The organism is Brevibacillus sp. WF146 (assembly GCF_001673705.2).
In the GTDB taxonomy this organism is placed as follows: Bacteria; Bacillota; Bacilli; order Brevibacillales; family Brevibacillaceae; genus Brevibacillus; species Brevibacillus thermoruber.
The window spans coordinates 550952-572479 of sequence record NZ_CP109943.1 but is presented as its reverse complement, the minus strand read 5'-3'; the positions used below and the strand labels follow the sequence as shown (position 1 = coordinate 572479).

The window sequence follows — 21528 nt, the reverse complement described above, 5'->3', positions numbered from 1 at the left end:
ATGGTCGGTCATACGAACGCCCGCTTGGAAGAAGTGCAGGCGGACGTCCACGATCTCCACGCGGCGTTCAAACAAACCAACGAAACCGTGACCTTTCTGGACAAGAAGGTATGGGAGCAGGAGAAGCAGTTGTTCCTGCTGCGCGAGAGGCTGGACAAGTATCTGGACGACAAAAACAGAAGCTGAAGAGGGAGCTCCTCTTCAGCTTCTTTCGTTGTTACTGCTTCGGCAGTTTTTTCAGTTGGACCATGACGCGGATGGTGATGACCGCCATCTCGGCGCGGGTCAGGTTGGACTTCGGCAGGAAGCGGTACGTCGGCTTCTTGGCTGCCGGATCGTTCGGTTCGCCGGCCATAATCTTCGCTTTGGCCACCGCCAGTACGGCAGGCTGCGCATAGTAGCCCACGTCCTTGGCATCGGTAAACATTTTCGCCAGGGCCACTTTCGCAGCATCCGGCGTGCCCAACTTCAGGTTGAGCGCGCGGGCGATCATAATTGCCGCTTCTTCGCGGGTCAGCGGATCGTCCGGACGGAAGTAGCCCGGTTCCTTGCCGCGGACGATGCCGGCGCGGGCCGCCGTTTCAATGTATTTGTACTGGTAGTCCCAGGTGTCCCGTACCGGACGCACGTCGTTGAACGTCGGCGCGGATGGCGTGCGGCTGTCGACGTACGGACCGTCATTGATTGGCAGGTCGAGCGCCTTCACCAGCATGGTGGCAAACTCGCCGCGCGTGATGTCGCGGTTGGCCCCAAACGAGATGGCACTGTAGTTCGGCATGATCCCTTTGGCGTACAGCGTCTCCATCGCGTCACGCGCAAAGTCGTGATTGACCACGTCGTCAAACGACTCTTTGGTCTTCATGACCATGTAGTACCCAAATCCGGCAAACGGCACCGTGATGGTTTTCTTGCTCGTATTGACGACCCCGCCAAGGTTTTGCCATTCATCCCCATTGTGATAGTACACCGTCAGGATGTTGTTGGCCGCATTAACGATGGACGGGTCGTACTGGATCGTCAATGTACCCGGCTTGCTCGGAACCAGGTTGTCCTCGTAGCGATCCTTGAAGGTATCGATGTCGTCCCCGTCGCTGTAGTACGGATCGCGTCCGCCCGGCGCGTTTTTGTCACCGGCATCGATGTAGTAGAGCGGGCTGGCGTAGTTGAAGTTTTCATTCAGCGTCAGCTTGGACTTCATGTCATCGTCCGGAATCGCCACCTGGCCGGTCGTCCGGTCGGCAATACCGAAGTACAGCTCCACATCGACAAAGATGTCCTTGGTCGGATTGGTGACTTCTTCGCCCTCCAGCTTGTTGGGCGGCGAAACCAGTACGGTGCCGGTCGGGAACTTCAGCTCCAGCTTCTTGTCAAAGACGCTGAACGACGTTTTCTTGCCCAGCACGTCGCGGTACTCGGCACCGTTTACGGACGAGTTGGCGTTGAAAATCTGAACCTCGTCGTTGTAGGACGTGCTGCCTACGAAGACGGTGTACTTGATCTTGTTCAGGCCCGCTTTCAACGGAACGGTAGCGGTAAACACGTAGTAGGATTTCGGGACCGGTTTGCCAAGGTCTTCATTGTACTCGAAATCCCGCTGCGTGGTGTTGGTTACCTTCGCTTCCGTTTTGCCGAACATCACCTTGGTCGCATTTTCGGCAAAGACCTTGATCGGCACGCTGTTGGCGTTTACGACGATGTACGGATCGCTCTCCTTGGCTTTTACCGGGGAGATAATCTCCCAACTGTTGGTGGTCTGGTCAATTTTCACCTCGTATCGGACCACCGCGCCATTGCCGTCCTCGGCCACGATCGTGTAGGTGGTGGTGCCGTTCTTTTTCAGGGTAAGCGGGAAGAGAGCCAGTTTTTGCTCCTGCTCGTCGCTTTTGGTTACCTCATCCTGAATTTGTTCCAGCAGGTCGCCGTAGTCGCTGCTGCGCATCTTGGCCCGGAACGACGTCTTGCTTTCCGCGTCGAAGTTGTACTCCTGGAAATCACGGCGAAGCCCGGACGGAATCTGGTTCAGCGTGTCGTTGTAGTCCTGGTTGTCTTCCTTTTGTTCCCAGTCGCCGTTTTCATAGCGGAAATCGGCTATGCGCTTGCCGTTTTTCTCAATATAGACATGCTCCGCGTCCTTTACCGTAAACGAAAACTCGCTCAGGAACTTGGCGCCCGTCCTGTAAGCCGTATCCGTCGGTTGTTTGACCAGTTCGTTGTCCTTGCCGTTTTCACTGATTTCCAGCTTGACGTCTTCAATCGTCGGCGCTTTGGACGTGATGAACAGGATCTTGTACGTGAAGCTGACGGACGGCTCGGTGGTCAGCGTGATTTCCAGCGTGTGTTCGCCTTTGGACTTGATGTTGTTCTGCAGGGATGCCTTGCTGATCGTAAAGCTGTTGTTGGTCCCCAACGTCGGGGTAATCGGTGTTCCGTTCAGCTTGACTACAATGTTGCTGGACGTCAGGTCGTAGTTGTACACCTTCCCGCTCAGCGAAACGAAGTCGTCGTCACTCTTGATCTGATACCCGCTCTCAAAGCTGCGGACCTGTCCGGAACCGTCGATGTACGTCAGTTGGAGATACGGCGCAATCTGGATGTTCAGTTTGTACGTGACGGAAAGCGCCGTTGAGCCGTTGGTGTACCTGATCTCCAGATCCCCTGTACCCGCCGGCATGTTGGACAGGGTAAACTTGAACTGCGTAGCATTCAGCGCGTCCAGATTATAGCTGATCGGGCTGCCGTTGTACGTTACGGTGTAATCGGTCTGATTACCGCTCATGTTCACCGTCTTCAGGTCTACCGTAAAGGTGGCTTTCCCCAGCGGGTTGACCGTGTACTCGGACAGCTTGGTCGAGTCGATGTACGCTTCGACAAATCGCGGTTTGGTATCGTCCACATAGGTAAACCTGTACTCGTACCCGTTCACCTGATAGAACCCGGAATCCGTCTGTACGCCGGTTGTCGGATCGGTGGTGGTGTACTCGTAGCTCAGGGTAACCCGATAGGTGACGCCGTCTTCCAGAATGCCGGTGTCCGCACCGCCGCTCGCGATCGCGCCGGTGATGGCGTACTCGGTAAAGCCGCTACCCTTGTACGTTCGGGAAGCAGGCGTAATGTTGTCAACCGAGAACGTCCCCCCGGTTTTTTCGTTTTTGTACTCCAGCTTGAACTGCTTGATCGTTTGCTTGTCGGTCTCTTCAAATTGCAGCAGGGCCGTACCGCTGATTTGATACTTGTCGGTGTTCGGAGTGCCCGTTCCCGGCAGCGCAGCCACCTGGCCCAGCACCAGATTGGTCACAGGTGTCGGCGGTGTTCCCTGCTTTTGAATGGTTACGTTGTAGAACTGGTTGGCGGTATCCTGTGAACGGGACACCACATGGATCGTCCGGCTGATGACGCCCACTTTTTTGTTGTCGTTGTAGACGGTAAACTCCAGCCGGTTTTCTCCCAACTGCGAAGGCAGGTTGGCGGCGAATGCGCCGGACGTGACCCTCGCCTCCACTTCGTCGCCGGTGGTCACGTTTTTCACGACGACCTTCTCGGCGTTCTTCACCTTACCGTCCACATTCAGGGTCAAACGGTTGGTCGACGCCACGGTAATCAGCGTGGTGGCCGACGTGAGCGGCGTGTCGTTCACGCTGATGCTGTCGATATACGGCGTGTTGTTGTACTGCACGTAGAATTGATAGTGTTCCTTGGTGACGCTTCCCACCCGTTCATAGAACGAGATGACGTTCAATCCCGGCTTCAGGGGAACGTCCCAGAACGTAAAGTTGTTGGTGCCGCTCAGGGTCGGCGACGTGGAGCTGAGATCTTCCACGGTTTGTCCGTTGTTGGTGGTAATTTTCAGACGCAGGTTGGCGCCTGTCACACCCGCTCCGTAGATCCCGCGGAGCGTAATTTTGTTTTCCGCGTGCAGCACCGGATTGGTGACGCTTGTCCCCTGGTTCGGGTAATCGATCAGGACAATCGGGCTGTTCTGCGGCCGATAATCGTAATACTGCAGGCTTTCATAGCCGGTGTTGACCGACACCACCTTGATGACGTTGATGCCGTTTTTCAGATCGATGGTGCCGACGGGAATCTCGGAGCCGTCGTTTTTGGCTGTCGGAGCCGTAATGGTCTGGACCGGTTTCCCATCCAGCTGTACTTCCAGCACGGGGCTGGGGTCCAGATTGCCGGGATCCGTGTATTTGATCTTGAGATTGGTCAGCTTGCCGGAATTGGTGACGAGCGCTTCACTGGCGCTGTTCCCGTTGCCCGGCTGGGACGGATTGGCCGGCGGGACCAGGTCGGACGGCGGCACGATCTGCAGCGTCGCCCCGGTCTGCTGTTTCACCAGCTTGTAGTACATGGTGGCTTTTTCGGAGCCAAACCATACTTCCACTTTGGTGACCGCGCCGTTACGATCAATAGTGATCGGCGGAAGCGTCAGGGTCTGTCCGACAAAGGCGGGGGCAGGATTGTAGACGACCTGCGTGCCGTCCACTGCCACGGCGACCGTGTTGCCGGAGGCGGCCGTATTGGTCAGGACGATTCCGTTGATCGTTCTGTTTTTGACTTCTACCGGATTGGAAAAAGTACCGAAGGCATTTGTCTCGGAGCTGTCCACCACGATGGACGACGGGTTGGCAATCGTCCAGGTTCCCGCGGCTGACGCGGGCATCGCCGGAACCAGACCGGTCACCAGCAGCAGCATCGTCAGACATACTGCGAGCCAACGCCGAAATTGCTGATACGTCTTCTGCAAAGTCTTCACCTCTCCACATGTTTTTCTGCGTGATTTTGTCCCCTGCCCGAGAGAGTAAGGGACGCCTTTCTCGTCATTTCTTTTATCGGAAAAACATCGGTTTGGCTTAAGGAATTTTGTTAAAAAGCGGAAAAAATCCCCTGCTGGTGATCCAGCAGGGGATTGCCTGTCTAGTGGCTTCGCCGTTCCGTATACTTGATTTTCAACCGTCGGACCGCGTTGATCAGCGGGCGGTGACGGCGGCCGACGAGACCGACCACCTCGGTGGCCACGTGCATCGCGAACAGCAGCACCGCCATCACGATAATGGTTGTCCATTTGGTCGTTTTCGTCAGCACGATCGCCATCGTGCCGAAGAAGATGCTGACCGAATAGATGGTCAGGACCGTGGCCCGATGCGACAGGCCCATGTTCAGGAGACAGTGGTGCAGATGCCCTTTGTCCGGGCTGGAAATCGGCTTTTTGTTCACGATCCGGCGAACGATCGCAAAGAACGTATCCCAAAGCGGAACGCCCAGCACCACAATCGGGATGATGAACGAGACGAACAGCGCCTCTTTGAAGCCCATGACGGACAGCGCCGCCAGGTTGAAGCCCAAAAACAGCGAACCGGTGTCCCCCATGAAGATGCGGGCCGGATGAAAGTTGAAGTACAGAAATCCCAGGATGGCTCCCAGCAGTACGAAACAGTAGATGGCCACGTTTTCATAGCCGGGGCCGTTCACCAGCGCCACGACCGCCATGGTGGCAGTGGCAATCGCCGATACGCCGGCGGAAAGCCCGTCCAGACCGTCGATTAGGTTGACCGCGTTGGTGACGCCGACGATCCAGAAGATCGTGATCGGGATCGCCAGCCAAAGCAGCCAGCCGCTGGTAAAGTCAATGCTGCCTTCGTACGGCAGATTGACGACACCGATTTTCAGGCCAAACGGAACGACGACCACGGCCGCCGCCGCCAGTTGGCCGAGCAGCTTCCATTTGGGCGAAAGCTGCAGTTTGTCGTCCAGTATCCCCACCGTCATGACGATCGTCCCGCCGATGAAAATCCCCAGCATTTCCTTGAAACTGGAATACGGAACAAACAGGAAAAACGAGACGAGATAGCCCGCGTAGATGGCCAGACCGCCCATGCGCGGCATGATCCGCGTATGCACCTTGCGCTGGTTGGGCGCATCTACGGCGCCGATGGATTCTGCCAGTTTTTTTACAAAGGGTGTGGCCGCAAAAGCCACGATCAGCGAAGTCAGAAACCCGAAAATCATCGTTGACATCGGCTGTTTCTCCTCTCTACGGGTACCTTTCGGAGCGGTTTTCCCCTTTTTCCTTCAAGACTGTCCAGACAAAGCGCGGAATGGCCAACTGCCGCTTCCAGCGCGACGGCTGGGCCAGCAGCCGGTACAGCCACTCCAGATGCAGCCGCTGCCACAGCTTTGGCGCCCGCTTTACTTTCCCGGCAATGACGTCAAAGCTGCCGCCCACTCCCATCATCAGGGACGCTTGCAGTTGATCGCGATACCTGGCGATCCACTCGTCCTGCTTGGGAGAGCCCATCGCCACAAAGAGCAGATGGGGTGCATTTTCCGCAATCTCCCGCACGATTGCCGGCTCTTCGCCTTGTTGAAAATATCCGTCCCGATACCCGACGATGCGCGCACCCGGATACCGTCCCGCCAGCTTTTCCGCCGCGAGCCGATTCACCTCCGGGGACGCCCCCAACAGATATACTTTCCACTGGTGCCGGTCCGCCGCCGCCATCAGCGCTTCGAGCAAATCGACGCCCGTGACGCGCTCGCTGATCGGCTGCTTCGTCCACCTGGCCGCGTACACGATCCCGATGCCGTCGGGAACAACGTAGGCTTGTTCCAGGATGGCGCGCAGCGAACGGTTTTCCCGCGCCAGCATGACGATCTCCGGATTGGCGGTGACGACGTGCGTCTTACGCCCGCTTGCGATCCGTTCGACAAGATCGGCGACCGTTTCGTCAAAACCGCGCGTGGAAAACGACACACCCAATATGTTTGCGACCTGTTTGGTCAATAGTTTCACCTTCATTGTCTAGACGCTATGCGTCTAAAAAAAGTTGCACATTAGCCATTCTACCCGAAAAGAAAGGCACATTCAAGAAATTCATGAATGTGCCTGCTTCGCGTCGACCAGAGCAAACATCAGCTCGCCCTCGACCGCGATCTTGTCGTTTACCCTCGCGATACCGCGACATTTGCTGATGGAGCCGCGCACGCGCGTCATCTCCACTTCCAGGACGAGCGTGTCGCCCGGCTTTACCTGCTCCTTGAACCGGAGGCCGTCAATGCCGGCAAACAGTCCCAGCTTTCCCTTGTTTTCTTCCATGTACATCGCCACCCCTCCCACCTGGGCCAGCGCCTCGACGATCAGCACGCCGGGCATGACCGGGTAGCCGGGAAAATGGCCTTGGAAAAACGGTTCGTTGATCGTTACGTTTTTGATCCCCACGGCCCGTTTGCCCAGTTCCAGCTCGACAATCTTGTCCACCAGCAAAAACGGGTAACGATGGGGAATGATCGCTTGAATGTCGACCGCGTCCAAAGGCGTGCGCAATTCCATAAACACCGCTCCATTTCCATACTTTATGCGTTACATCCGTGCATGAAGAACATACCGCAAACTGAGAATAAAGACAACCCCCCGTCTCCGACGTCAGACCGGGGTTAAGATAAAGGGGCACTTCCTCCCTGAGGCGGAAGTGCTCTTTTCCATCCGCTTTGCATCACAACACGCGGTTCAGCAGCCGAAACTTCACCAGGTAAATGGCCGTGGTCACAAAGGAAAACGCGATCACGCTCCAGAGAATCAGTTCGCCGTACTGGTACCGGTACATGACCAACGGAAAGGCGATGTAAAACAAGACCGTGGTCAGCTTGCCAAACGCGTTGGCCGGCACTGTCTTTTTCCCGCGAAAATGGAAGAAGCCGGCGGCGATGATCATGCCCGCATCGCGCGCAAAGAAAAACAGGGCGGCCCAAAGACTGATCCGCTCTGTCAGAAACAACGAGGCGATCACTGCCATCATCATCAACTTGTCTGCCAGCGGGTCCATCATGATGCCAAACGTGGTCACCAGTTTGTGCTTCCGCGCAATGTACCCGTCCGCTATATCGGTAATTCCCGCCAGGATGAGAATGCCCAGGGCGATCTCCACATGGTACGGAAACGGCTGAAAAAAGACGTATAGGTACAAAGGGATGAGAACGATGCGAAAGACGGTAAGCGCATTGGGAAGATTCACGGATACCCCTCCGTATGAAGATCGTCACTCCCTATTTTCGCCACTTCATTATTATACTCTTAGGACAGCGGGCTCAACAAGAGCTGGAAGAATAAGCAAGGAGCGTCATCTTTTCCCGCCCCGGAACAAAAAGAAGAGGCCCCTCACCTCCATCGGATGGGGCCGTCTTCTGCTGCCGGATGTCTGTGTTACGTGTCCTGAAAAATCAGATCGTACATATGCTTGTAGGTGTTCAGATCAAACACTTCGGAAGCCGGTTTGTGTCCCAACACGCTGTATCCGATGACCAGACCGATGACCAGCGAGAAAAACATCAGAAACGGGATCAAGAGGATTTTTGCCAGTCGGAACGGCCACGCTTGACCGCCCCGGAGCTGCTCTCTCTCCCGGGCCTCCTGTCCGTCACGCGGGATACGTTTTCCCTTTCCTTGGTCCATTGACGTCTCCTCCGACATTCCGAGTGGATTAGCGGCTGCGCAGGGAGTTGGCGATTCCCATCATCTGATCGGCAATCGCGATCGCGCGGGCGTTGAGCTGGTAGGCCCGCTGGACGTTGACCAATTGTGTCATCTCTTCCTGCAGATTGACGTTGGAGGCTTCCAGCGCTCCCTGACGGATCTTGGCGGCAGATTGTTCATACTTGGAGTACGGCGTCATTCCGGACGCAAGCTCCGCATCGTATTCATTTTCCCCTACCTGTGTCAACTGGTCGGGGTTGGGTACCTTCCACACGCCAATCTGTCCCACCGTTGTTCCGTCGTTGGTGACGACTCCCTCGGGAGATACCTGCAGATTGCGAACGGGGCCCGTGATCATGATGGGGGTCCCGTCCACGTCTGTCAGCAAATCTCCTGCGGCATTATGCAGGACATACGAGCCCAGCTTGTCGTCGAACCGCACCTGAAAGGCTCCGTTTCGCGTAAAGCGGTACGCTTCCCCCACCATCGTCCCGTTGTTGTCGTAGAGAGGCCGGCTCACCAGGAAAAACCCTTCCCCCTCGATCATCAAATCCGTGGGGACATCGGTGATCTTGGCGCTGCCCGGGGCCATGTCCAGTTTGGTCAAGCCGATCCGCGCCCCGCTGCCGATGCGCAGCCCGGGCGGAGTCGAGCGCTGCTGCCTGTCCGCGGCCGGCTGTTCGTTCAGCGAATCGGACAGCAGTTCGGAAAACGATGCCGTACGCCGCTTGTAGCCGACCGTATCGATGTTGGCCAGGTTATTGGCGGTCGTGTCCAATGCCTGCTGGACGCTGCGCAGCGCCGCGCTCGAGATGTTCAGTGACTGCATCCACGCTACCTCCTATCTTACCCGTTTACCCGGCCGATTTCATTGGCCGCTTTTTCCAGCGTGCCGTCCACCGTGGTAATCACGCGCTGATTGGCTTCGTACGCCCGCAGCGCCGTCATCATGTCGGTCATCGTCTGGGCAGGGTCCACGTTGGCTCGCTCCAGCCAGCCCTGCTTCAAGCCGAATCGCCCTTCCACCGCCGGGTCGGTGTACTGGCCCTGCGCTCTCGCCGTTCGGTCATTCTGCAGGGCCTGCTCCAGATCCTCCGGCTGTCCGCCGCCTTCCCAGCGGTAGATGTTGGTGCCCTCCCGCACGAGCTGCAGCGGATTGGTCACCACTTTCAGGCCCAGCCGCTCACTGCCGCCGGGCAGCGGAAAGGCATTGCCCGCCTCGTCCGCACGGTACAGGGCGCCGTTGTCACCGATCTTCAACTGTTGGCCGGCGCTGTTCGCCGGATCGGCCGGATCGTTCACCCGGATGGCCCGGTTCTGGTCGTCCAGCACGTAGTAGCCGTCCGGCGTCACCAGGTAGCCGTCCGCATTGACGCTCCAGTTGCCGTTGCGCGTATAGCGGATCTGGTCGGGCTGGGCAGCCTGTCCGGGGTTGTCCAGTCTGGCCACGCTGAAAAACAGCCGGCGCTCATTGCCGTCCTGATCCGGCTGCAGGTTGTCCAGCAGCGCCACATCGTACGGATTGCGCGTCTCCGCGATGTCGCCCTGGCGGAAGACCGGCAGCGCCTCCGACATGTAGACGCCGGTGTGCAGCCGGCCGATGACGGCAGGCTGTCCGCTCATGGTGGGCAGTCCTTGAATATCCGGTCCTTCCTGATCGCGGATGCGCGCAATCAACTGTTCCGGAAAGGCGCGCATGACGCCTACGTCCTGCTTGTAGCCCGGTGTGTTGATGTTGGCCAGGTTGTTGGCCAGCACTTCCTGACGCTGCTGCATCGCCAGCATGCCCGCAGCAGCCGTATACAAGCCTCTGATCACGCGGTATTACCCCCCGAAAAACTTCTTTTTCCGATACGCGGGCGCCTTGTCCAGATAGTCCAGCATCATGCCCGTCCCTTTGGCCACGCACATCATCGGATCCTCCGCCACCAGCACGGGAACCTTCAGTTCGTCGGCCAGCAGTTGGTCAATCCCGTGCAGCAGCGCGCCGCCGCCGGTCAGAAAAACGCCCTTATCAATAATATCGGCAGAAAGCTCCGGAGGTGTTCGTTCCAAAACGGATTTGGAGGCTTGTACAATCGCACTCACCGACTCGGCCAGGGCTTCCTGGACTTCGTACGAGTGGATGGTAATCGTCTGCGGTAACCCGCTCACCATGTCCCTGCCGCGAATGTCCATTTCGTCCTGGCGCCCGCCGGAAACCGTTCCGATTTGCATCTTGATGTCCTCGGCCGTACGCTCCCCGATCAGCAGCTTGTATTTGGTTTTTATGTACCGCATAATGGCCAGGTCAAATTTGTCGCCCGCTACTTTGATGGAGGAAGACGTGACAATGTCCCCCATGGACAGGACCGCTACGTCGGTCGTACCCCCGCCGATATCCACCACCATGTTGCCGGAAGGTTGAAAGATGTCCATTCCCGCTCCAACCGCCGCCACTTTCGGCTCTTCCTCGATAAACACCTCGCGCGCTCCGCCGCTGCGCTCAGCCGCTTCGCGGATCGCTTTCTGCTCCACCGAGGTGATGTTGGTCGGACAGCATATCAAAATGCGCGGGCGAGCAAACAGGCTTTTCCCGCCGATTTTGGCCAAAAAGTGTTTCAGCATGGCTTCCGTGATCTCAAAGTCCGCGATAACCCCGTCCCGCAAAGGTCGAATCGCCACGATGTTGCCCGGGGTGCGCCCTACCATGCGGCGCGCCTCGTTCCCCACGGCCAGTACTTTATTGGTCTGATTGTCGATTGCTACGACAGACGGTTCATCCAGGACAACGCCCTTGCCTTTCACAAAAATTAAGACATTGGCCGTACCCAGGTCGATTCCGATATCTTTGCCAAACATGAAAGTCCTCCCTGTTCCAGTTCATTCCTATCATTTATCATAGGCGGTTGCACGTGAGAGGACAAGGAAATTCTTCCTATTGTCAGGAAATATTTTCATCGCAAACCGGTACCGCTTAAACGCTCTCCTCCTGTTCCACCCGGACTTTTTTACTTCTCCGTTTGTATTTGATCTTGGTCGCTTCCCCTCCGCGGAGGTGTCTGATGGCCTTGTGGTACTCCAAAATTTCCTTTACCTGGTTCGCCAACTCCGGATTTATCTCAGGCAGCCGCTCTGTCAGGTCTTTGTGCACCGTGCTCTTGGAAACACCGAACTCTTTGGCGATCATGCGAACCGTATTGCGCGTCTCCACAATGTATCGACCGATCTTTATGGTTCGCTCTTTGATGTAGTCGTGCACGCTACTCGCCTCCCTGTATCAACATTGTCTGTTACAATATATGGGGGGGTGCGGACACATATTCTACGTTTCCAAGCCTGACAAGCCGGCACGACCGCATCTTTTTTCAAGAGCGTGTACACCCCGGCCGACAACACGCTTTCCCGGCGAACAGAAAGAAACCTGCAGAGACGTGGCCCTGCAGGTTTTTTGGCATGCTTTTGTGTTCGCTCCCGGATTGGGCGTTCGCGTCAGCGGACGGCTTACTGATGTTCCGCTTCCGGCTGGACGAGGTACTGCTCCGGATTGACTGGCTCCCCGTCCACGTGCACTTCGAAGTGGAGGTGAACGCCGGCGTCTTTTTCATAGACGTTGCGTCCGGCCGTTCCCAGCACCTGTCCCTGGGTGACCTGGTCGCCCGGCTTCACGGTGACGTTCTCCAGGCTCTGGTAGACCGTGACCAGCTTGTCGTCGTGCTCGATTTCCACCTTGAAGCCGACAAGCGGGTCGTTTCCCACCTTGGTCACTTTGCCGGCGAGCGCGGCGGTGACATCGAAGCTTTTGCCGTCTGTCGCTTTCAGGTCGATCCCGGTATGCGGGATGTACGTGTCCTTGTACGTGACGAGCGCCTTTTGCTGTTCGTCCTTGGACGCCTGTTCGTCATAGAAGCCCATCCCCTGCTCGTACTTCACACCCTTGCCGACCGGCCAGGCGAGCGGCTGCGGGTTGCCCGCCACCGGTACCGCACCGTCCTTGCCGGCGGATTCATCGGCGGGAATGGCGGTGCCGTCCTGCGGTGTCGTGACGGCCACGCCGCCGTTGTCTGCGGTTTGTCCCGGCACCGTATCGGTGACGCTGCTCTGGTACCACATCACAATAGCGAGAATGATTGCTGCGGTGCCGATGTAGATTGCCGGAAACGCCCACTTCTTGCCCAACATGTTTTTCCAGGAGCTTGCCTTTTTAAATGGAATCGGTTGATTTTGATTTTTTTGATCTTCCATTGTATTCATCACCTCATCCCTCAGTATCGCCAGTTTTTTGGCGGATAAACCTGAGAGTGAGGGAAATCTTGAAAATTTGCGCAAAGCGGCGCTAGCCTTTCAAGACGCTGCCGCAGTCCTCCAGCGAGATCCCCTGGTAAAAGTATTTGACGATCTGTTCCGCGTTTTTGCCCGCCTTGGCCATCCCGTTGGCTCCCCACTGGCTCATGCCGACGCCGTGCCCGTACCCTTTGGTCGTGATGTACACCTGGCCGCCCCGCAGTTCCAGGGAAAAGGCCGAGGAGTTGAGCCCCAGCCGTTCGCGAAACTCGCGACCGCTGAATTCCTTGCCGCCGATGCTGATTTTGCCCACGCGATTGCCCGTGGTCCGTTCCACGATCCGGTACCAGTTCCCCCCGGTAGCCGTCTCCTGTGCGATGCGCACCCCCAGTTTTTGCTCCAGGTCGGCCACCGGCAGCACCTGCGTCTTCTCGTAGCTGGGCGACTGGATGTCCCAGGGGCTGGCGACGCTTTTCAAATAGGGCACCGGCTTTTCAAAATACTCGCTGGCGTTTTCGGTAAAGCCGTTGCTGGTGGAAAAAAACGTGGCGTCGATCGGTTCCCCCTGATAGGTGAGAACCACCCCCGCCGTCGCCTGCACTGCCTGCCGGATGCGCCCGTTTTTCCAGTCAAACTGCTCCTTCCACAGCTTCCTGCGCTGCTGCTCGTCCAGGTACGCCTGGTGTTTGACCGTATCCAATACCTGCGCCCCCGCCGGAACGTCGTCAAACTTCTTTTCGCTCAGCCGTCTGACGATGTAGGTGCGCGCCGCCATGGCCTGCGCCTTGAGCGCCTCCATCTCGAATTCGGCCGGCATTTCCGCCGCGACAACGCCCTCGATATACGTCTCCAGCGGGACGGTTTCCACCGTCTTTTTGTTGGTGCGGTACACCTTGACCTCGATCGGCGGACGGTTCGACGCCGGAGCGTGCGGGGCGACGGCAGCCACGTCGGCGCTGCCGTTAGACGGGGGAGAAAACAGAGACACCAGTGCGGCAGGCATCAACACGAGCAGTATCGGCAAACCGATGAACCAAACGATCAGGTAACGTTTCATGCGACAGCTCCTCCCCGTTTTGTGCTGGACAATTTCAGTCTATGTACAAGCAGCGGGAGGTAGAACGAGAGAGTCAGAGAGACGGAAGTGCGCCTTTCTCGCCTGTACGGCACAAAAAAAGACTCCCCGCACAGGGAAGTCTCTCTGTCTATGCTTTTTTGTTCAGCCATCAGGCAAAATTGGGAGAAAAGCTGACTTTCACAGTCTCGGACGCCGCCGCTTCGCGAACATCCGCTTCCGGGGACAGCCGCTCGACGTCGGCGCCCAGTTGGCGCAGCTTTTCCGTGAAGTTGACGTAGCCCCGGTCGATGTGGTGCAGGCCCGAGACCTCGGTCTCGCCCTCCGCCACCAGGCCGGCCAGCACCAGGGCCGCTCCGGCCCGCAGGTCGGTGGCCGTGACCTTGCTGCCGGTCAGCTTGGCACCGCCTTCCACAATGGCGCTGCGTCCTTCGATCTTGATATTCGCGTTCATCCGGCGAAATTCCTCGACGTGCATGAAGCGGTTTTCAAACACCGTTTCCGTCACGATGCTGGTGCCTTCCGATACCAGCAGGAGCGCCATCATCTGCGACTGCATGTCCGTCGGGAAGCCGGGATACGGCAGGGTTTTGACGTCAACCGCCTTGATCGGGCCGCTGCGGCGGACGCGAATGCCGTTTTCCTGCTCGTCCACCTGCACGCCCATTTCCCTCAGCTTGGCGGTGACTGATTTCAAGTGATCGCAAATCGCGCCTTCGATGAAGACATCGCCGCCGGTAATCGCCGCCGCCACCATAAACGTTCCGGCTTCGATCCGGTCCGGAATGACACAGTGGGTGCAGCCCTTGAGCGATTCCACGCCTTCGATGCGGATCGACCCGGTGCCGGCTCCGCGGATTTTGGCGCCCATGCCGTTGAGGAAGTTGGCCAGATCCACAATCTCCGGCTCTTCCGCGGCATTTTCAATCACGGTCGTCCCTTCGGCCAGGGCTGCGGCCATCATGATGTTTTCCGTCGCGCCCACGCTCGGAATATCCAGGTAGATTTTCGCGCCCTTCAACCGGCCCTCGACACTGGCTTCAATGAAACCTTGTCCGATTTCAATTTTGGCGCCCATCGCCTCAAAGCCCTTGAGGTGCTGGTCGATCGGGCGGGTACCGATGGCGCAACCCCCGGGAAGTGCGACGCGCGCCTTTCCCTGACGGGCGAGAAGCGGCCCCATCACCAGAAAGGACGCACGCATTTTGCGAACCAATTCATAGGAGGCTTCCACGCTCGTCAACCGGGAAGCCTGAATCGTCAGCACTTCGCGATCATATGTAAGGGAAATTCCCAACGATCTCAAGAGGTTGCATATGGTTCTGACATCGTCCAGAGCGGGTACGTCGTGAATGACGCATGTGCCCTTTTCTGCCAGAATGGATGCTGCAATGATAGGGAGTACGGCATTCTTGGCGCCGGAAACCTTGACCTTTCCCGCCAATGCCTTACCACCGCGGACAATGATTTTATCCAATGTGTACCCCTCCGCGTGCTAATATTCCGCTGTGATAATCGGTGTACCTACGGTGATCCACGTTCCAGATTGGCTGTCTCGGTGTGTAGCCACCTGTAGATTCATCTTCGTTTTACCGTTTAACGCGATAAACGGTTTCCACGCCGGGGTGTACCCGGAGATGCTGACAACCGTCTCGTCCTGCAAACGTTCCAGTTCTTTTGCGTGGAGGGTGCGAAAAATCGACAAAATTTTACCCTCCTGTTGATCAACACTCAGTTTAACACTGTACATTCCGCGAACACAAGTGCTAATTTGCGGAATCAGGTCGGCTTTTGTCAGGGCTTTGTCGAAAGAGTCCTGTATCACACCTATATATGGTAGGGAATCAGGGGTTCCGGTCAGAGACAGCACAAGATATGCATCATAGGCCCCCTGACGAGGGACCCCCGTGACCTGGAACCGTCCTTGTACCCCTTGCCGTTCAAACAGGACTTGGTACACATGGAGATTGGATTTCCGCGTCAGTTCGGCTTGCGGTACCGGAATGTCAAGTCGATGTGCCCATGCTTCGGCCAACTCTTTGATGTGTGCGGGACCAGATACCTGGCCCAATTCCGTGCGGATTCGCACCTGGATCGATACTCCTTCGGCTCCGGAGCCTTCCACCGCGTCGAGCAGCTGCGCCGCTGCCGGCCGTTCCGGCTTCGCCTCTGCGGGCATCCGCCAAACCGTCACCCCCGCAGCCAACAGCAGCAGGATCCACCACCCCGACCATTTCCCCATCGTCTTCCTCTCCCTTTTCACGTGCTTCTCTTTGTACCTCTTAGTTTGCACGGAAAATTGGAGGGATATACCAGCGGGCGTCGAGAGACTTCGTCCGTCGAACCGATACGCGGACCAGACCGCCTGCGTTCGGATGCGGTCAGGAGAAAACATGTCCGATCATCAGGGACCAGCCCAGATAGTCAAGGAAAAAGCGGGCCACTTCGTATCCGATCACGAGCGACAGCAGGATTTGCAGCAGCTTGGCCTGCGCGCTATCCGGTTTTTTCAGAAACAGATCGAAGCGAATGGCCTGCAGCCCCCACCAGCTCAGCGCGATGAAGAGCACAGTCAGAATGATGCTGACAACCCCGTAGATTTCTTGCTGCATGTTTTTTCCTCCTTATCCTATATCGGCAAACCCGCCCGGTTCCATAAATGCGGCCTGTGCAAAAAAAGGGGCGGCCTGTCGTGACAGCCGTCCCCTTTATTGTACCTGATGTTTGCCCGTCCATCACTGAAACTCTGGCGGCAGCATGTCGCCAAAGTTGAACGACGGGTTGAACTGCGCCTGCAGATAATTGGTGGCGACGCCCGGAAGCGCGCCGAAGAATACGGTGGCGGCGGCGAGGACCAGGACAAAGGCACCGATGCCCTTTGGCACCGCGAGCGGCGCTTCGGTCGTGCCCGGCCGCATGTACATCTGCCGGATGATCCCGAAATAGTAGTAGTAGGACACCACGCTGGTCGCGATCATGATCGCCGCCAGCCAGTAGTTTTCCTGCGCGATGGCGCCCATGAATAGATAGAACTTGCCGAAGAAACCGGCCGTAATCGGAATCCCCGCCAGCGACAGCAGGAAGATGCTCATTGACACTGCCAGCAGCGGCGAGCGGTGGTACAGCCCGGCAAAGGCCTTCAGTTCTTCGGTCTGCTGGTCGCGCGTGACGACCATGATCACGGCAAACGCGCCGAAGATGACGAGCAGGTAGGCGAACAGGTAAAACATGACTTCGCCAAAGAACAGGGTCGTCGGCGGGACAAACGGCACCAGCAGGTACCCCGCCTGGGCGATCCCGGAGTAGGCCATCATCCGCTTGACGTTGGTCTGGCGCAGCGCCATGGTGTTCCCGATGATCATCGACGCGGCCGCCATCACGGCCAGATAGAGGCTGCCCTCTTCGAAAAAGAATCGGCCTGCCTCGCCGGGAACCTGAAAGAACGCGATCATCAGCAGGCGAAACACCAGCGCGAACCCGGCCGCCTTGGAGACGACCGCCAAAAAGGCGGTAACCGGCGTCGGCGCCCCCTGGTAGACATCCGGCGCCCACATGTGGTTGGGCGCGGCGGAAATTTTAAACGCCAGCCCCACCGCGAGAAAGGCAAACGCGGCGTACACGAGGAACTGGTAGCCTGCCAAGGACGCGTGAACCAGCCGGGAGGAAATCTCGTAAATGTTGGTGGTTCCCGTCAATCCGTACAGGTATGACATCCCGAACAGCGTGACCGCGGTGGCGATGCCGCCGGACACGACGTACTTGAATGCCGATTCGTTGGAATGCAGCGACGTTTTGCGCAATCCGACCAGCACGTACGAGGAGAGCGACAGCAGTTCCAGCCCGACAAAGAGTGTGATCAGGTCGGCCGACGACGCCATCACCATCGCGCCGAGCAGGCCGGTCAGCAGCAGGTAGTAGTATTCGCCGCTGTGCTTCACTTCGCCCTGCTTCATGTAGGGAATCGACAGCAGCAGGGTAAAGGCCGCGCCCGCCAGGAACAGCAGCTTGAACGCGTTGCCGTAGTCGTCGATCCGGATCATGTCCGCCATGTAGCTGTACGGTTTGTCGAGCGCGTTCATAGTGACGAAGACAAACACGCCGGCCAGCACGACGCCGACCAGGGTCAGCCAGCCCAGCACCGTTTTGCCCAGCCGTTTTCCGGCAAACAGGTCCAGGAGAGACAGGAAGGTGGCAAAGCCGAGAATGATCCATTCGGGCAGAAGGTAGCTCCAGTCATACGAGAAGATAGTATTTACGTCCATGGATTACCCTCCTATCCCCGTCACGATGGGTACGAGCGTTTTCAGAGTCTGCTGCATCGGATTGCCGAGCACCGCGGGATAGACCCCGATCAGGATGATGAAGCCGAGCAGCACCACCATCGGCACCACTTCCATCGGCTGGGCGTCGGCCAAGCCCTTCAGCCGTTCCGGCGTTGGGCCAAACGTCGTGCGCAGGATCGCCCGCAGCAGATAGGCGGCCGTCAACACGATGCCCAGCGTACCGATCGCGGCGTGAACCGGCCTGTCGCCAAACAACCCCAGGAAGGCGAAGAATTCGCTGATAAAGCCGGACATGCCCGGCAGTCCCAGGGAGGCCATCCCCGCCGTCAGCAGGATGCCGCTCACAAACGGCATCGATTTGGCCAGGCCGCCCAGCTCGCTGATCATCGAAGTTTGCGTCCGTTCCCAGATCACGCCGATCAGGAAGAACAGCAGCGCGGAGATGAAGCCGTGAGAGACCACCTGGAACATCGCTCCCTGAAACCCGATCGTGTTCATCGCGGCAAATCCCAGCAATACGATGCCCATGTGGCTGATACTGGAGTAGGCCAGCACCATTTTCAAATCCTTCTGCACAAAGGCGAGCACCGCTCCGTACAGGATGTTGATCAGCCCCAGCACCGCCATCCACCCGGCAAACTGGTACGCCTGTTCGGGGAAAAAGCCGATGCCCATGCGCAAAAGCCCGTATGCCCCCATTTTCAGCAGGATGCCGGAGTGGATCATGACAATCGCCGGCGGCGCCTGCACGTGTACCTTCAACATCCAGGTGTGGAACGGGAACACAGGCAGCTTGACCGCAAACGCGATGAACAAGGCGAGAAACAGGCCGAAGCGGAACGCCGGCGTCATCGCGGCGGCGGCCGGATGGTCGGTCGATGCCAAAATCGTCGCGATCTTCTCCATGTTCAGCGTTTGCAGGAAGACAAACAGCACGATAAAGGCGATCAGCATGACCGCCGACCCGATCCCGTTGTACAGCAGGAACTTGTTGGCCGCCCGTTCGCGCTCTCCGTATCCCCAGATGCCGATCAGAAAAAAGGTCGGCACCAGCGTCAGTTCAAAGAAGATAAAGAACAGAAACAGGTTTTGCGCGGCGAATACGCCCAGCATGCCGATCAACAGCAGGTGAAACAGGATGAAGTATTCCTTCAGCCGTTTTTTGACCTGCCAGGAGGCGACCGCCGCCAGCGTACCGACAAGCGCCGTCAGGACGATCAGCGGCATCGAGACGCCGTCCACTCCCAGCTCGTAGGCGAGGTCAAACGTAAACATCGCCCCCCCTTGGGCGAACCCGATCGGGATGGAAATCCACTTGGCGCTCTCGACAAATTGCGGCTCCGCCGTCTCGTAGTTGAAGGCGGCGAACAGCATCAAGGACAGCGCCAGCGGCAGCAGCGTGCCCAGCACCCCAATCTGTTTGATCACACCGCCCTGATGACGCGGGACGAACGCCAGGATCAGGATGGCCAGCAGCGGCGAAAAGACGATCAAACTAAGCAGGATACTATTGACCAAAGAATCCACCTCCCTGCGCCGTCAGGCTGATCGCGACAACCAACAGCAGCAAGCCGAACAGCACCACGGCCCCGTACGACTGCACCTGGCCGTTTTGTGCCCGGGCATGCAGCGAGCCGATGCCTCTGGTTATTTTCGCGGTCAGGGCCACGAGACCGTCCACCACGTACCGGTCGATCAGATCCAGCAGCAGTCCGAGCCAGCCGAGCGGACGGACGATGACGTAGTGATACAGTTCGTCGATGTAGTATTTGCGGTAGGACAATTGATACAGCCACGGCATCGCTTCCGGGATGGCGTCCGCCGGAATGTAGCGCTTGCCGTACATCAGATACGCCAGCACAATGCCCAGGAGCGAGACCAACAGCGCCACGATCTGCAGCCAGGCGGCGGCATGGCCCGTTCCCTCGCCAAATCCGGCGGTAATGGCCGCGCCGGTTTCGCCGGAAAGCAGCCATTTCGTCAGATACGGGGCGTACGGCGTGTTGACAAAGCCGGCCCCGATGGCCAACACGGCCAGGATCAGCAGCGGGCCGGTCATGACCCCCGGCGATTCGTGCCCGTCGCGCCTGCCCCGCGGCTCCCCGGCAAACGTCAGGAAGAACAGCCGGAACATGTAAAACGCGGTGAAGAACGCGGCGATGATCGCCAGCCACAGCAGGTCAAAGCGGTGCGCCTCGTACACGGCGCTGAGAATCGCCTCTTTGGACCAGAAGCCGGCAAACGGAAAAATCCCCGCAATCGCCAGACAGCCGATCAAAAACGTCAGCGCGGTCACCGGCATCTTTTTCCACAGACCGCCCATCTCAAACACGTCCTGGGTATGTACCGCGTGGATGACACTGCCGGCCGCGAGGAACAGCAGCGCCTTGAAAAACGCGTGCGTCATCAGGTGGAACGTCCCCGCCACATAGCCGGCCGCGCCGGCCACCCCCAGCGCCAGCATCATGTAACCCAACTGGCTGACCGTCGAGTAGGCGAGCACCCGTTTGATGTCGCGCTGCGTCAGGCCGATGGATGCGGCAAAAATGGCCGTAAAGCCGCCGACGTAGGCCACCACGTCAAGCGCCGTTTCTGAAGCGAGAAACAGCGGATACGTGGCCGCCACCAGGTAAACGCCGGCCGCCACCATCGTCGCCGCGTGGATCAGGGCGGACACCGGCGTCGGCCCTTCCATCGCGTCCGGCAGCCAGGTGTGCAGCGGGAACTGACCGGACTTGCCGACCGCGCCGACGAAGATCAGGATCGCCGCCAGCGTAATCATCCACGGCTCCAGCTTGCCGAGCGCAATGCTGTCAAAAATTTGCGTGAACTCAAAGCTACCGGTCCACCAGAACAAGAGGCAGATGCCGATAAACAAGCCCAGGTCGCCAATCCGCGTGACGATGAACGCCTTTTTCGCCGCCGCCTTGGCCTCCGGCTTGAAGTAGTAGTAGCCCACCAAAAGGAACGAGCAGACCCCTACCAGCTCCCAGAAGATGTAGACCTGCAGCAGGTTGGGTGAGATCACCAGGCCCAGCATGGAAAAGGTGAACAGGGCCAGGTATTGGTAAAACACGGGGAAACGCTCGTCTCCGTGCATGTATCCCTTGGAATAGATTTGCACCAGCAGGCTGACCAGCGTGACGATCACCAGCATCATGGCATTCAGTTGGTTCACTTCAAAGCCCATGGTGATGACGATGTCGCCCACCTGCAGCCAGTCGAGGGAGAACGTGTAATCGGACGCTCCCTCCTGAAACCTCTGCCAGAACGTCAGCGCCGCCACCCCAAACGACACGGCGGTCAACAGGATCCCGACGGCGGCAGCTCCTTCTTTCAACTGACGGCCAAACGAGACGATCACGATGAAAGCAAGAAGCGGAAACAGAGGAATCAGCCACGCGTATTGCATAAGGGTATCCATCTTTGTCCTCCTT

At 57.9% G+C, this 21528-nt stretch carries 18 protein-coding genes; all 18 read right to left on the bottom strand.

The features are described 5' to 3' along the window. Positions 1 to 217: 217 nt before the first annotated feature. The 18 genes from A6764_RS02890 to nuoL all read right to left on the bottom strand — a co-directional run bounded on the left by A6764_RS02890 (position 218) and on the right by nuoL (position 21515). On the bottom strand, positions 218 to 4756 hold the full coding sequence (locus A6764_RS02890; RefSeq protein ID WP_319800798.1) for an S-layer homology domain-containing protein: 4539 nt from the start codon (positions 4754 to 4756) through the stop codon (positions 218 to 220). A 161-nt stretch (positions 4757 to 4917) separates the two neighbouring features. Then, a complete protein-coding gene (locus A6764_RS02885) occupies positions 4918 to 6018 on the bottom strand; it encodes a glycosyltransferase family 4 protein (protein WP_029100340.1) in 1101 nt (366 codons plus the stop codon). Positions 6019 to 6034: 16 nt separating this feature from the next. Next, entirely contained in the window at positions 6035 to 6784 is a 750-nt protein-coding gene (locus A6764_RS02880) for a WecB/TagA/CpsF family glycosyltransferase (RefSeq protein ID WP_255309711.1), read from the bottom strand. 90 nt (positions 6785 to 6874) lie between these two features. Beyond that, a complete protein-coding gene (gene fabZ / locus A6764_RS02875) occupies positions 6875 to 7330 on the bottom strand; it encodes a 3-hydroxyacyl-ACP dehydratase FabZ (RefSeq protein WP_029100342.1) in 456 nt (151 codons plus the stop codon). 163 nt (positions 7331 to 7493) lie between these two features. Then, a complete protein-coding gene (locus tag A6764_RS02870) occupies positions 7494 to 8012 on the bottom strand; it encodes a CDP-alcohol phosphatidyltransferase family protein (RefSeq protein WP_029100343.1) in 519 nt (172 codons plus the stop codon). Positions 8013 to 8200: 188 nt separating this feature from the next. Next, positions 8201 to 8449, bottom strand: coding sequence for a DNA-directed RNA polymerase subunit beta (locus tag A6764_RS02865; protein WP_029100344.1), 249 nt, complete (start codon positions 8447 to 8449; stop codon positions 8201 to 8203). Between the two features lie 28 nt (positions 8450 to 8477). After that, complete coding sequence (locus A6764_RS02860; protein WP_065067423.1) at positions 8478 to 9299, bottom strand: flagellar hook-basal body protein; 822 nt, start codon at positions 9297 to 9299, stop codon at positions 8478 to 8480. A gap of 17 nt (positions 9300 to 9316) precedes the next feature. Then, complete coding sequence (locus A6764_RS02855) at positions 9317 to 10288, bottom strand: flagellar hook-basal body protein (protein WP_065067424.1); 972 nt, start codon at positions 10286 to 10288, stop codon at positions 9317 to 9319. A 6-nt stretch (positions 10289 to 10294) separates the two neighbouring features. After that, positions 10295 to 11311 (bottom strand): rod shape-determining protein, encoded by a 1017-nt coding sequence (locus A6764_RS02850; protein ID WP_029100347.1) that lies wholly within the window; start codon positions 11309 to 11311, stop codon positions 10295 to 10297. 115 nt (positions 11312 to 11426) lie between these two features. Continuing rightward, positions 11427 to 11711, bottom strand: coding sequence for a sporulation transcriptional regulator SpoIIID (spoIIID, locus tag A6764_RS02845; RefSeq protein WP_003388385.1), 285 nt, complete (start codon positions 11709 to 11711; stop codon positions 11427 to 11429). Between the two features lie 242 nt (positions 11712 to 11953). Further along, positions 11954 to 12694, bottom strand: a complete 741-nt coding sequence (locus A6764_RS02840) for a M23 family metallopeptidase (RefSeq protein ID WP_065067425.1) — start codon at positions 12692 to 12694, stop codon at positions 11954 to 11956. Positions 12695 to 12785: 91 nt separating this feature from the next. Further along, positions 12786 to 13790: a stage II sporulation protein D gene (gene spoIID / locus A6764_RS02835; protein ID WP_065067426.1), complete on the bottom strand. Its 1005-nt coding sequence runs from the start codon at positions 13788 to 13790 to the stop codon at positions 12786 to 12788. Between the two features lie 169 nt (positions 13791 to 13959). Then, positions 13960 to 15285, bottom strand: a complete 1326-nt coding sequence (gene murA / locus A6764_RS02830) for a UDP-N-acetylglucosamine 1-carboxyvinyltransferase (RefSeq protein WP_029100350.1) — start codon at positions 15283 to 15285, stop codon at positions 13960 to 13962. 18 nt (positions 15286 to 15303) lie between these two features. Continuing rightward, complete coding sequence (locus A6764_RS02825) at positions 15304 to 16050, bottom strand: YwmB family TATA-box binding protein (protein ID WP_065067427.1); 747 nt, start codon at positions 16048 to 16050, stop codon at positions 15304 to 15306. 139 nt (positions 16051 to 16189) lie between these two features. Next, positions 16190 to 16420, bottom strand: a complete 231-nt coding sequence (locus tag A6764_RS02820; protein WP_065067428.1) for a DUF1146 family protein — start codon at positions 16418 to 16420, stop codon at positions 16190 to 16192. Between the two features lie 123 nt (positions 16421 to 16543). Further along, the gene (gene nuoN, locus A6764_RS02815; protein WP_035296081.1) at positions 16544 to 18070 is read right to left on the bottom strand and encodes an NADH-quinone oxidoreductase subunit NuoN; all 1527 of its coding nucleotides are present in this window, start codon (positions 18068 to 18070) and stop codon (positions 16544 to 16546) included. Positions 18071 to 18073: 3 nt separating this feature from the next. Further along, positions 18074 to 19609 (bottom strand): complex I subunit 4 family protein, encoded by a 1536-nt coding sequence (locus tag A6764_RS02810; RefSeq protein WP_044898613.1) that lies wholly within the window; start codon positions 19607 to 19609, stop codon positions 18074 to 18076. Next, entirely contained in the window at positions 19599 to 21515 is a 1917-nt protein-coding gene (gene nuoL / locus A6764_RS02805) for an NADH-quinone oxidoreductase subunit L (RefSeq protein ID WP_029100355.1), read from the bottom strand. The genes A6764_RS02810 and nuoL overlap by 11 nt, the downstream gene beginning before the upstream one ends. Between the last annotated feature and the right edge of the window lie 13 nt (positions 21516 to 21528).

What these genes read in the sequence shown, in the direction of transcription:
- nuoN (WP_035296081.1), bottom strand. Translation starts at nt 18,070, where the DNA reads ATGGACGTAAATACTATCTTCTCGTATGACTGGAGCTACCTTCTGCCC.
- A6764_RS02840 (WP_065067425.1), bottom strand. Translation starts at nt 12,694, where the DNA reads ATGGAAGATCAAAAAAATCAAAATCAACCGATTCCATTTAAAAAGGCA.
- A6764_RS02825 (WP_065067427.1), bottom strand. Translation starts at nt 16,050, where the DNA reads ATGGGGAAATGGTCGGGGTGGTGGATCCTGCTGCTGTTGGCTGCGGGG.
- A6764_RS02885 (WP_029100340.1), bottom strand. Translation starts at nt 6,018, where the DNA reads ATGTCAACGATGATTTTCGGGTTTCTGACTTCGCTGATCGTGGCTTTT.
- fabZ (WP_029100342.1), bottom strand. Translation starts at nt 7,330, where the DNA reads ATGGAATTGCGCACGCCTTTGGACGCGGTCGACATTCAAGCGATCATT.
- spoIID (WP_065067426.1), bottom strand. Translation starts at nt 13,790, where the DNA reads ATGAAACGTTACCTGATCGTTTGGTTCATCGGTTTGCCGATACTGCTC.
- nuoL (WP_029100355.1), bottom strand. Translation starts at nt 21,515, where the DNA reads ATGGATACCCTTATGCAATACGCGTGGCTGATTCCTCTGTTTCCGCTT.
- A6764_RS02860 (WP_065067423.1), bottom strand. Translation starts at nt 9,299, where the DNA reads ATGCAGTCACTGAACATCTCGAGCGCGGCGCTGCGCAGCGTCCAGCAG.
- A6764_RS02820 (WP_065067428.1), bottom strand. Translation starts at nt 16,420, where the DNA reads ATGCAGCAAGAAATCTACGGGGTTGTCAGCATCATTCTGACTGTGCTC.
- A6764_RS02865 (WP_029100344.1), bottom strand. Translation starts at nt 8,449, where the DNA reads ATGGACCAAGGAAAGGGAAAACGTATCCCGCGTGACGGACAGGAGGCC.
- A6764_RS02850 (WP_029100347.1), bottom strand. Translation starts at nt 11,311, where the DNA reads ATGTTTGGCAAAGATATCGGAATCGACCTGGGTACGGCCAATGTCTTA.